We start from the raw sequence: 11,085 nt of genomic DNA on the forward strand, positions 1-11,085 counted from the left end.
GTCCAGCTGCCCCATGACAAAACAGCACCCTCAGGTGCTGTTTTGTATTTACCGTGCAAGAAAAACCGATCAGTGTTTGCGCCCAATCGCCCGCGCGCCGATGTCGCGGCGGAATTGCTTGCCGGCGAACTCAATGGCGTCGGCCAGCTGGTAGGCGCGGCTTTGCGCCATCTTGACGCTGTCGCCCAGGCCAACGGCGCATAGTACGCGGCCGCCGCTGCTGCGCAGTTGGCGCTGTTCGTCCAGCACCGTGCCGGCGTGGAACACCATGCCGTCGTCACTGGCAGCCGGGATACCATGGATGGCGTCGCCCTTGCGCGGCGCGTCCGGGTAGCCGGCGGCGGCCAGCACCACGCCCAGCGCCACGCGGCGGTCCCATTCCGCTTCCACCTTGTCGAGCTTGCCGTTGACGCCGGCTTCCAGCAGCACGGTGAAGTCGGTTTTCAGGCGCGCCATGATGGGTTGGGTTTCAGGGTCGCCGAAGCGGCAGTTGAACTCGATCACCTTGGGGTGGCCCTGCTCGTCTATCATCAGGCCAGCGTAGAGGAAGCCCGTGTACGAATGGCCGTCCTTCTTCATGCCCTGCACGACCGGCTGGATGATTTCGCGCATCACGCGATTGTGCACTTCCGGCGTCACCACCGGCGCCGGGCTGTAGGCGCCCATGCCGCCGGTGTTCGGCCCCTGGTCGTGGTCCAGCAAGCGCTTGTGGTCCTGGCTGGTGGCCATCGGCAGCACATGCTCGCCGTCCACCATCACGATGAAGCTGGCTTCCTCGCCCTGCAGGAAGTCTTCGATCACCACGCGGCTGCCGGCCTCGCCCATCTTGTTGGAGAGCAGCATGTCGTCGATGGCGGCGTGCGCCTCTTCCATCGTCATCGCCACCACCACGCCCTTGCCGGCGGCCAGGCCATCGGCCTTGATCACGATGGGCGCGCCGCGCTCATTCACATAGGCATGCGCCTCGGTGGCGCTGCGGAAGGTCTGGTAGGCGGCGGTGGGGATGCCATGGCGCTGCATGAAAGCCTTGGCAAAATCTTTGGAGCTTTCCAGTTGTGCGCAGTACTGAGTGGGGCCAAACACCTTCAGGCCTTCGCCGCGGAAAACGTCCACCACGCCGGCGGCCAGCGGCGCTTCCGGGCCAACGATGGTCAGATCGACCTTTTCTTGCTTGGCCAGGGCCAGCCATTCGGCCACGCTGTTGGCCGGCACATTGGTCAGATTCGGGTCCAGCGCGGTGCCGGCATTGCCCGGCGCGACAAACACTTTGGAAACGCGCTTGGATTTGGCGATGCGCCAGGCCAGCGCGTGTTCGCGTCCGCCGGAGCCGATCACGAGAACTTTCATGGGATTTCAGTCCTTATACAAGAGGGCGCGGCCGGCACGCGCCGGCCATCGCCGCCTTCACTTGGCGAATACCTGCATAGCATAGCGCCAAGTCGGTTAGATGGCCGCCGTTTCCGCATGAGGAAGACGGCGGCATTCGCCGAAAGCCAATTATCAGTGGCGGAAATGGCGCACGCCGGTCAACACCAGCGCGATGCCATGCTCGTCGGCGGCGGCGAAGACTTCCTCGTCGCGCATCGAGCCGCCCGGCTGGATGATGGCCTTGATGCCCTGTTCGGCGATGACGTCGATGCCGTCGCGGAACGGGAAGAAGGCATCCGACGCCGCCACCGCGCCGGCCAGGCTCAAGCCGGCGTCCTGCGCCTTGCGCGCGGCGATGCGGGTGGAATCGACGCGGCTCATCTGGCCGGCGCCGATGCCGGCGGTCTGGCCGTTCTTGCAGAAGACGATGGCGTTGGACTTGACGAACTTAGCCACGCGCCAGGCGAACAGCAGGTCCGACAGCTCCTGCGGCGTCGGCTGGCGCTTGCTGACCACGCGCAGCTCGTCCAGGCCCACATTGCGGATGTCCGGCGTCTGCACCAGCACGCCGCCGCCCACGCGCTTCAGCTCGAAGCGATTGGCGCCGGATTCCAGCGGAATCTCCAGCACACGCACGTTCTTCTTGGCGGCGATGATGGCCTTGGCTTCCTCGGTGAAGGACGGCGCGATCAGCACTTCCAGGAACTGGCCGGTCACCGCTTCCACGGTAGCGGCGTCCACCGGACGGTTGAAGGCGATGATGCCGCCGAAGGCGCTGGTGGTGTCGGTCGCGAAGGCCAGCTTGTACGCGGTCAGCGTATCGGGGCCGACGGCCACGCCGCACGGGTTGGCGTGCTTGACGATGACGCAGGCGGTATCGTCGAAGGTTTTCACCGCCTCCCAGGCGGCGTCGGCATCGGCGATATTGTTGTACGACAGTTCCTTGCCTTGCAGCTGCTGGTAATGGGCGATGCTGCCGGCGGCCGGGTCCAGGTCGCGGTAGAAGGCGGCCGCCTGGTGCGGGTTCTCGCCGTAGCGCATGTCCTGCACCTTGATGAACTGGGCGTTCAGACGGTTCGGGAAGGCCACGCGCTCCGGCTTGCCCGCCACCACGCCGTCGGCCAGGCTGGTCAGGTAGTTGGAGATGGCGCCGTCGTAGGCGGCGGTGTGGGTAAAGGCCTTCTTGGCCAGCTCGAAGCGGGTGGCCTTGGACAGCTGGCCGGCGTTGGCCTTCAGTTCGGCCGTCAGCGCGGCGTAGTCGGCGCTGTCGGTGACGATGGCCACATGCGCCCAGTTCTTGGCGGCGGAGCGCACCATGGTCGGGCCGCCGATGTCGATGTTCTCGATGGCGTCTTCCAGCGTGCAGTCCGGATTGGCGATGGTGGCTTCAAACGGGTAGAGATTGACGCAGACCAGGTCGATATTGCCGATGCCGTGTTCGGCCATGGTGGCGACGTGCTCCGGCAGGTCGCGGCGGCCCAGGATGCCGCCATGCACCTTGGGATGCAGGGTCTTGACGCGGCCGTCCAGCATTTCGGGGAAGCCGGTGTAGTCGGACACCTCGGTCACCGGCAGGCCGGCGTCCAGCAGCAGCTTGGCGGTGCCGCCGGTGGACAGGATGTGTACGCCCTGCGCATGCAGTTCCTGGGCAAATTCCAGCACACCGCTCTTGTCGGACACACTGATCAGCGCTCGTTCGATCTTGGTCATGTTTCTCTACCGCTTTGGCTATGGATAAAAACAATAAAAACCGGCTCAGGCCGCCAACGTGCGCCTCGGTCGCCCCGCGGCCGCCTGTCCATCGAATCCCCAGCCCCAAGGCTCTCCGCGCGAGAGGGGGCAAAAAAAACCGGCCATCCTGTAAGCAGTTTGGCCGGTTTATCTTCAAATCAAATCATACGACTTCATCTTTTTGCGGAGGGTGTTGCGGTTCAAGCCCAGCAACTCCGCCGCTCGCGTCTGGTTGCCCTGGGTGTGTATCAGCACCACCTCCAACAGCGGCTTTTCGACACAGGCGAGCACCATGTCGTAAATGGCGGAAGGCGCCTCGCCGTCCAGATCGCGAAAATATTGCTCCATCGCCAGCCGCACCGACTGGGATATGTGATCGTTGTTTTGCATCTTGTTATTGATATCCAGAGTAGGGTTCCCGTAAGGTCCGCGCCGATTCAGCCGCCGCAGGCCTCGCCCTCCGCCACGGCGTCGCCGTCGCGGTCCAACTTGTCCTCATCCTCGACTACATAGCTTAGACGATCCCCGGCGTCGCCAAGGCGGGAGAAATACTCACCCACCGCGCGGCGCTGTTCGTCCGTGCTTTCCAAGCGGTACATCTGCTGGCGGAAAGCGTTGCCGCCCGCCAGGCCCTTGGTATACCAGGCGATGTGCTTGCGGGCGATGCGGCAGCCCGAGTACTCGCCGTAAAAACCGTAAAGCTCGTCCAGATGGCCCAGCATCAGCTCGCGGATCTCGCCCACCGTAGGCGGCGGCAACAGCTCCCCAGTCTCCAGATAATGCTGGATCTCGCGGAAAATCCACGGCCGGCCCTGCGCCGCGCGGCCTATCATGATCGCGTCGGCGCCGGTGTAATCCAGCACATGCTTGGCCTTGAGAGGCGAATCGATGTCGCCGTTGGCCACCACCGGGATGGACACCGCCCGCTTCACCTCGCGTATCGTGTCGTACTCGGCGTCGCCGCGGTACATGTCCTCGCGGGTGCGGCCATGCAGCGCCAGCGCGGCGATGCCGGCTTCTTCCGCCATTCTGGCCACCCGCAGCGCCGTCTTCACCTCCCGGCTCCAGCCGGTGCGGGTCTTCAGCGTCACCGGCACGTCCACCGCCTTCACCACCGCTTCCAGTATCCGCCCGACATTGTCCAGGTCGCGCAGCAGCGCCGATCCGGCGGCCACATTGCATACTTTCTTCGCCGGGCAGCCCATATTGATGTCGATGATCTGCGCGCCGTGCTCGACGTTGAGCCGGGCCGCCTCGGCCAGCATCTGCGGCTCGCCGCCGGCGATCTGCACCACGATGGGCTCCACTTCGCCCTCATGATTGGCGCGGCGCAGCGTCTTCGGCGTGGTCCACAAGGCCTTGTTGGCGGTGATCATCTCCGAAACGGCCATGCCGGCGCCCAGACGCTTGCACAACATGCGGAAGGGCCTGTCCGTCACCCCGGCCATCGGCGCTACGATCAGCCGGTTTTTCAGTTGGTACGGTCCTATCTGCATGACAATTCAAATACGGGTAATGGCGGGAAGGGTCGGTATTGTATAGCGATTCGCGGCGGCGGGGAAAAATTTTTGCTTATTTTTTAAGCAAGATCGATAGCCGCGAGTAATGGGGGTGGAAGTCAGTCGATAAGCCGGGTTCTGTCGTTGGACAATCATTCCTCTAGGCCTGCCGTTGCCAGCAGGCTCAAGCAACCTACCCGGGGACAACGCGAGCCACGTTAGCGCCCCCCTATTTGGTCTTGCTCCGGATGGGGTTTAGCCTGCCGTCCGTGTTGCCACGTCCGCGGTGCGCTCTTACCGCAAGCGGGTTGCCCCGCCTGTCCGGTACGGCTTGCGCCTCCCGGTACACCTTTTCACCCTTGCCTGATCCGCCCTTGCGGGTTTCTGTCGGGACTAGCCCTCCAAAAAGACATTGTCGACCTTGCGGTCGACAAGTCCGGCCATCGGCGGTTCAGCTCTCTGTTCCACTTTCCGTCGCCTCGCGGCGCCCGGCCGTTAGCCGGCATCCTGCTCTGCGGAGCCCGGACTTTCCTCCCCGCCCTTGCGGGCGCGGCGATTGTCTGACTGACTTCCGGCCGCGATTCTAGCGGAAAATCGCCGCGGCCGCCCGACAATTTTCCATGACATACAGGATATTCCCGTATACTGATCATCCTTTTTCGAAGTTCCGGATCGGTGATGGAGTTGAATCAAGCCAGGCTGTCGCGCTTGCAGTTGTTTGGCACCTTGGCCATCGTGTTTGCGCTCGCGCTGACACTGACCAGCTATTTCCTGATGATGAGCTGGCGCGATTTCCAATCCGGACGACAAAACATCGAGCAAGAAGCCGCCGCGCGCGCGCGCGACAACCTGCAAGGCTACACCGATCACGCCGCGCTGCTGCTGTCCGCGCTGCGCGAGCGCACCAACGACACCATGCGCCATCAGCTGCAGGAGCAGGTGGAGCAGGCCTGGAAGCTGGCCGACGCCATCTGGCGGCGCGAGCATGCGCGGCAAAGCCCGGCGCAAGTGCAGCGGCTGATCATCGAGGCGCTGCGCCCCTTGCGCTATTTCGATGGCCGCGGCTATTTCTTCATCGACACCCTGGACGGCCAATGCGTGCTGCTGCCCACCGCGCCGCAGCGCGAGGGCAGCTCGCTGCTGCAAAACCGCGACGACCGCGGCCGCTACATCATGAAGAGCCTGATCGAATCGGTCAGCAACGCCTCCGGCCGCGGCTTCTCGTCCTACCGCTGGTATCTGCCCGGCGGCATCCACATGGACGACAAGATCACCTATGCCCGGCGCTTTCCGCATTACAACTGGCTGATCGGCAGCGGCGAATACATCAGCAATGTCGAGACGGCGTTGCAGCAACAGGGCCTGGACACGCTGGCCCGCATGCGGCTGGGGCAGAGCGGCGGCGAGCTGATGATCATAGACAATAACGGCCTGATCCGGCTCTACCCCAGCCAGCCCTCGCTGGTGGGACGCCATTACAAGGTGTTGCCGCAGGCCGAGCGCGAACGCGCGCTGCAGTTGATCCAGCTGGGCAAGCGCGGCGGCTTTATCGAATTCAACCGCGGCGGCGACAGCCAATCCGGCGAGACCTATCTGGCCTACGCGCGCCAGTTGCCGGGCTGGGACTGGACCCTGGTCACCAGCATGCGGGTGCAGACGATACAGGACGACAGCCTGCGCGCCGCGCAGCGCCTCAAAGGCCGCCTGGCCGAACGCATCGTCGCCACTCTGGGCATGACGCTGGTGGCCATGCTGTGCGCCGGCTTCCTGTGCTGGTATTTCGTGCGCTGGGTCAGCGCGCTGGTGCGGCGCTACCAGCATGATCTGGCGCAGAGCCATCTGTCGCTGAAGGAACAGGCGCGCGAACTCAGGCTGAGCCATTTCATGATCGACAACGCCACCGACATGGTGGCGCTGCGCAGCGACCGCGGCGAAGTGGTGTACTGCAACCTGGCGCTGCGGCGGCGGCCGGAGCTGGTGGACGCGCTGTTCCGCCACCCGCCCGGCTCCTTCCCGCTGACCTTCGAAACCCGCCACGGCGACGGCGAGGCCGCGCTGTATCTGGAAATCACCGTCAACCAGCTGCAGTACGAGGGCGAGCGCTATCTGTGCGCCACCGCGCGCGACATCAGCATCCGCCGCATGACCGAGCGCCAGCTCAGGCTGGCCGCCCAGGTGTTCGAGTCCAGCAATGAGGCCATCCTGATCGCCGACGCGGACAACCGCATCCTCACTGTCAACCGCGCCTTCAGCGCCATCACCGGCTACAGCGAGGCCGAAGTGCAGGGCCAGAAACCCGCCCTGCTGTTCTCCGACCGCCACGACCCGGCCTTTTTCCAGCAGATGTGGCAGACGCTGCAGCAGCGCGGGCAATGGGCCGGCGAAATCTGGAACCAGCGCAAGAACGGCGATCATTTCCCGTGCTGGGTCAATATCAGCATCCTGCAGGACGCCCAGGGCGCGGTCAGCCACTTCATCGCCCTGTTCTCCGACATCTCCGAGCGCAAGGAGCAGGAAGCGCGGGTACAGCACATGGCGGAGTACGACGCGCTGACCGACCTGCCCAACCGCGTCCTGGTCAACGACAGGCTGCACCAGGCCATCCGCCAAGCCGAATTGCAACACAACCAGCTGGCGGTGCTGTTCGTCGACCTGGACCACTTCAAGAACATCAACGACACGCTGGGCCACTGCGCCGGCGACGAGCTGCTGAAACAGGTGGCGCGGCGGCTGGCGGAGTCGGTGCGCGGCGTGGACACCGTCGGCCGCACCGGCGGCGACGAATTCGTGCTGATCCTGCCGTCCATCAATCAACCCAGCGAAGCCGCGCTGATCGCCGAGCGCATCCTGCGCACCATGCAGCAGCCGTTCCAGATCGGCGCCCACTCGCTGGTGGTCGGCTGCAGCATAGGCATCAGCCTGATGCCGGACGACGGCAGCGACATCCAGACCCTGCTGATGAACGCGGACCTGGCGATGTACCACGCCAAGGCGCATGGCCGGAACACCTTCCGCTTCTACACCCGCGAGATGAACACCCAGGTGGCCGAGCGGCTGCTGATGGAAAACCGCCTGCGGCGGGCGATGGAGCTGGGCCAGCTGTACCTGGTCTACCAGCCGCAGTACGACATGGCCGGCCAGCGGCTGCTGGGTTGCGAGGCGCTGCTGCGCTGGCGCGATCCCGAGCAGGGCCTGATCATGCCCAGCCGCTTCATCCCGGTGGCCGAGGACACCGGCCTGATCGTGCCGCTGGGACGCTGGGTGCTGAACGAAGCCTGCCGCCAGGCCAGCCGCTGGCTGGAAGACGGATTGGGGCCGATCCGCGTCGCCGTCAACGTCTCGGCACACCAGCTGATGCGCCACGACTTCCTCGACGACGTGCGCGAGGCCCTGCAGCAACACAAGCTGCCCGGCCACTGCCTGGAGCTGGAGGTGACGGAAAGCACGCTGATGGCCGATGCCGACCTGGCCTCGCGCCAGCTGGCCGTGATCAAGGCCATGGGCGTGCGGCTATCGGTGGACGATTTCGGCACCGGCTACTCCAGCCTGGCCTATCTGAAGCGCTTCGCGCCGGACACCGTCAAAATAGACCGCTCCTTCATCAACGATCTGCCGAACGACGAAGAAAACGCCGCCATCGTCAGCGCCATCGTCCACCTGGCCGGCGCGCTGGGCATGCAGACGCTGGCCGAAGGGGTGGAGAGCGAAGCGCAGCAACGCTTCCTGAAAAAACTGGGTTGCGAAGCGATGCAAGGCTACTTGTTGGGCACGCCGCTGGCCGAGGACGCGATGACGCAGCGGCTGACGGGCCAACAAGCGGTGCCCACTCCCTAGGGGCTGTTGACGTTTGGTGAGCGGTCGCGCCGGGATGCGTTTTGCGACGAATCGAGGCGTTTCGTGCGCCGCATAGTCATTCTCTGCCAGCGCGGAACAACGAAGAGTCGGCGCGAAAGGCGCCAGCCCCTAGCGCGCCTGCGCCAACCAGTAGCCAGCCGCCAGCATCAGCCACACCAGCCCGGCCGCCAGCCCCACATCCAGCAAGCGGATGACGGCCGCGCCGCCTAGCAGGCTCAGATGCGCGGCGGCCAAGGCGCTGCGGGCGGCAAAGGCAGGCCGATAAGCGCGGAACAACGCCAAGGTCAGCATCGCCGCCGCGCCCAGCAACATCAGCAGCGCGGGAGACGGCTGCAGGGCCAGCGCCAGCAGCATGCCGGCCGGCACGCCGATGGCCGCGCCGCTGCAGCGCTGCCAGCATTTGTCGCGGATGGCGGCGAAGCCGCCGACGCACACGCTGGCGCCGGACCATACCAGCCATTGGCCGCACGGCAGCTGGAAATGCGCCGCCAACCAGGCCAGCAGGCCGACGCAGGCGAAAGCGACGCCAGTTTGCGGCGCGACACCAGGCCGGCTTGCCGGCGCGTCCCGCCTGCCGGCAAGCCCGCGCACTAACCACGCCGCCATGGCCCCGCTCGCCAGCCACGGCCAGGCCGACCACAGCTCAGTCAGGCCCGGCGCGCCGGCCTGCGCCGCCTCGCAGCCGAGATACAGCGCGGGAATGAAAGTGAAATTGGCGACGGAACGCCAGCGCGCCTGGCGCGCGCCCAGCCGGCCCGCCAGTTCCGCAGCCGCGGCGCAAGCCAGCGCGAAAACCAGCGGCCAAGCCCACAGCCGGCTCAACAGCAAGCAGCCGGCCAGCGCCAGCGCGGCCTGAACCATACCCATTTTCCAGCCCAGCCGGCCGCGCTCCATCGCGATCAAGCAACACACCGCCAACATGCCGCCCTGCAGCGCCCGCTCGCCGCCGCCGGCCAAAGCCAGCAGCAGCGCCGGCCCGATCAGGGCCAGCACGCGCACCGCCAGATAGCCGTCGCAGTGCGTCGTCCACAACCGGCGCAGGGCAGCCATCACAGCGCGGCCAGTTGATCCAGCGTGATGATGTCGGCGATGGTGGCCAGCTGGCGCATCGACAGTTGGTGCTCCTCCTCGCTGGCCGCGGCGCAGGCCGGCTCCAGCACCAGCACCTTGTAATCGCGGTCGTGCGCGTCGCGCGCCGCCGCCTGCACCGCCCAGGTGCTGCTGACGCCGGCGATCACCAGCCGCTCAATGCGCTGGGCGCGCAGCACCGCTTCCAGCGAGGTGGCGTAGAACGGGCTGATGCGGTGCTTGACCACGATGGCGTCGCCGGGCTGCACGTCCAGATCGGCATGGAAGGCCGTGCCCTCGCCGTTCAGATTGAGCGCCTGGAACTCGCCAGCGCGGCTGAACATCGGCGAGCCCTGCGGCATTTCGACATAGGACGGCGAAAACCCGACCTTGACGTGAATCACCGGCCAGCCGCGCGCGCGCGCCAACGCGCTGGCGCGATTGGCCACGGCAATCACGCCGCGCTCCTCAGCGTGGCCGGCGCAGCGGGCGATGCGGCCCTGCGGATGGATGATGTCGTTGATGTAGTCCAGCGTCAGCAGCGCGGTTTTCATGGCGTTTCCTTGTGGGGAGGGAGAGGATTCAATCGATGGCGGCCAGCCGCTCCAGCAGTTCGCCAGCGCGCAGCAGCACGGCGCGCTCGTCTGCGGCCAGGCTGTCCAAGGCGTGTTGCAGCCAGCCGTCGCGCAAATGGCGATTGCTCGCCAGCGCGGCCCGGCCGGCATCGGACAAGCCGACGCGGACGCGGCGGCCGTCTTGCGGGTCCGGGCGGCGCACGATCAGCGCCGCCGCCTCCAGCTCTCGCAGCGCGCCGGCCAGGTTGGACGAGCGCATATTTTCGTTGCGGGCCAATTCGGACGGCGTGATGTCGCCGCCGGCGCGGTCTATCGCGCCCAATACGGTCAACAAGCCGAACGGCAGCACATCCTGGCTGCCCTGGCGGCGCAGCCGCCGCGCCATGGTCATCAACTGCTGGCGCAGGCGGGTCGCTTCTTCGGTGGAAATGGCTTTGCTCATATAGCTATTTTCACATAGCTATATTTATATAGCAATATTGTCGAAAGAAAACCGCCTGCCGACGGTTTGGCAGAAGCAGGATCAACGGCCGGCGATGACCACCGTGCAGGTCTGGCCGGCGATCAGCGCCAGATCTTTCGGCAGCGCCTGCAGCTCGATGCGCACCGGCACGCGCTGCGCCAGCCGCACCCAGTTGAAGGTGGGATTGACGTCGGCCAAGAGCTCGCGGCCGGTCACCGCATCGCGGTCGGTGATGCCGCGGGCGATGCTGGCGATGCGGCCGCTGAGCTTGCGGCCATCGCTCATCAGCGTCACCTCGGCGTGGTCGCCCACTTTCAGGCTGCCGAGCTTGGTTTCCTCGAAATAGCCGTCCACATAGAACGAATGGCTATCGATCAGCGCCAGCCGCGCGGCGCCGGCGGCCGCGTAATCGCCGACATGGACGTTGAGGTTGGTGACGTAGCCGTCGGTCGGCGCGCGCACCACGGTACGCTGCAGGTTCAGCGCCGCCAGGTCCCGCGCGGCGACGGCCGCCTGGTACTGCGCG

9 protein-coding genes and 1 other RNA gene are annotated in these 11,085 nt (G+C 65.7%); 1 reads left to right on the top strand and 9 read right to left on the bottom strand.

Annotation, left to right across the window (positions count from 1 at the left end; translation table 11 throughout):
• Positions 1–69: 69 nt before the first annotated feature.
• The 5 genes from purD to rnpB form a co-directional block, all read right to left on the bottom strand.
• Positions 70–1,347 carry a phosphoribosylamine--glycine ligase gene (gene purD / locus C2134_RS17510; RefSeq protein ID WP_103321375.1) on the bottom strand — a complete coding sequence of 426 codons (1,278 nt, stop codon included), beginning with the start codon at positions 1,345–1,347 and terminating at the stop codon, positions 70–72.
• A gap of 153 nt (positions 1,348–1,500) precedes the next feature.
• A complete protein-coding gene (gene purH, locus C2134_RS17515) occupies positions 1,501–3,078 on the bottom strand; it encodes a bifunctional phosphoribosylaminoimidazolecarboxamide formyltransferase/IMP cyclohydrolase (protein ID WP_103321376.1) in 1,578 nt (525 codons plus the stop codon).
• Between the two features lie 174 nt (positions 3,079–3,252).
• On the bottom strand, positions 3,253–3,489 hold the full coding sequence (locus C2134_RS17520; protein WP_011134100.1) for a helix-turn-helix domain-containing protein: 237 nt from the start codon (positions 3,487–3,489) through the stop codon (positions 3,253–3,255).
• Between the two features lie 47 nt (positions 3,490–3,536).
• A complete protein-coding gene (gene dusB / locus C2134_RS17525; protein ID WP_103321377.1) occupies positions 3,537–4,595 on the bottom strand; it encodes a tRNA dihydrouridine synthase DusB in 1,059 nt (352 codons plus the stop codon).
• A 114-nt stretch (positions 4,596–4,709) separates the two neighbouring features.
• Positions 4,710–5,170: RNase P RNA component class A (gene rnpB, locus C2134_RS17530), an RNA gene on the bottom strand.
• A gap of 106 nt (positions 5,171–5,276) precedes the next feature.
• On the opposite strand from rnpB, the gene C2134_RS17535 reads away from it, so the two are divergent.
• The gene (locus tag C2134_RS17535; RefSeq protein WP_103321378.1) at positions 5,277–8,432 is read left to right on the top strand and encodes a bifunctional diguanylate cyclase/phosphodiesterase; all 3,156 of its coding nucleotides are present in this window, start codon (positions 5,277–5,279) and stop codon (positions 8,430–8,432) included.
• Positions 8,433–8,561: 129 nt separating this feature from the next.
• Here C2134_RS17535 and C2134_RS17540 read toward each other — a convergent pair whose 3' ends face one another.
• The 4 genes from C2134_RS17540 to C2134_RS21970 form a co-directional block, all read right to left on the bottom strand.
• Positions 8,562–9,503 (bottom strand): FUSC family protein, encoded by a 942-nt coding sequence (locus C2134_RS17540; protein WP_103321379.1) that lies wholly within the window; start codon positions 9,501–9,503, stop codon positions 8,562–8,564.
• Positions 9,503–10,075 carry a cysteine hydrolase family protein gene (locus C2134_RS17545; RefSeq protein ID WP_103321380.1) on the bottom strand — a complete coding sequence of 191 codons (573 nt, stop codon included), beginning with the start codon at positions 10,073–10,075 and terminating at the stop codon, positions 9,503–9,505. Before C2134_RS17545 ends, C2134_RS17540 begins: the two co-directional genes overlap by 1 nt.
• Before the next feature lie 28 nt (positions 10,076–10,103).
• Entirely contained in the window at positions 10,104–10,538 is a 435-nt protein-coding gene (locus tag C2134_RS17550) for a MarR family winged helix-turn-helix transcriptional regulator (protein WP_071109749.1), read from the bottom strand.
• An 81-nt stretch (positions 10,539–10,619) separates the two neighbouring features.
• Positions 10,620–11,085: HlyD family secretion protein (locus C2134_RS21970; RefSeq protein WP_233196493.1), on the bottom strand; the 466-nt coding region annotated here is incomplete at its 5' end.

The sequence above is a fragment of the Chromobacterium sinusclupearum genome (assembly GCF_002902845.1).
GTDB lineage: Bacteria > Pseudomonadota > Gammaproteobacteria > Burkholderiales > Chromobacteriaceae > Chromobacterium > Chromobacterium sinusclupearum.

Coding starts and splice junctions, on each gene's coding strand:
- purD (WP_103321375.1), bottom strand. CDS start 1,347: ATGAAAGTTCTCGTGATCGGCTCCGGCGGACGCGAACACGCGCTGGCC.
- purH (WP_103321376.1), bottom strand. CDS start 3,078: ATGACCAAGATCGAACGAGCGCTGATCAGTGTGTCCGACAAGAGCGGT.
- C2134_RS17520 (WP_011134100.1), bottom strand. CDS start 3,489: ATGCAAAACAACGATCACATATCCCAGTCGGTGCGGCTGGCGATGGAG.
- dusB (WP_103321377.1), bottom strand. CDS start 4,595: ATGCAGATAGGACCGTACCAACTGAAAAACCGGCTGATCGTAGCGCCG.
- C2134_RS17535 (WP_103321378.1), top strand. CDS start 5,277: ATGGAGTTGAATCAAGCCAGGCTGTCGCGCTTGCAGTTGTTTGGCACC.
- C2134_RS17540 (WP_103321379.1), bottom strand. CDS start 9,503: ATGGCTGCCCTGCGCCGGTTGTGGACGACGCACTGCGACGGCTATCTG.
- C2134_RS17545 (WP_103321380.1), bottom strand. CDS start 10,075: ATGAAAACCGCGCTGCTGACGCTGGACTACATCAACGACATCATCCAT.
- C2134_RS17550 (WP_071109749.1), bottom strand. CDS start 10,538: ATGAGCAAAGCCATTTCCACCGAAGAAGCGACCCGCCTGCGCCAGCAG.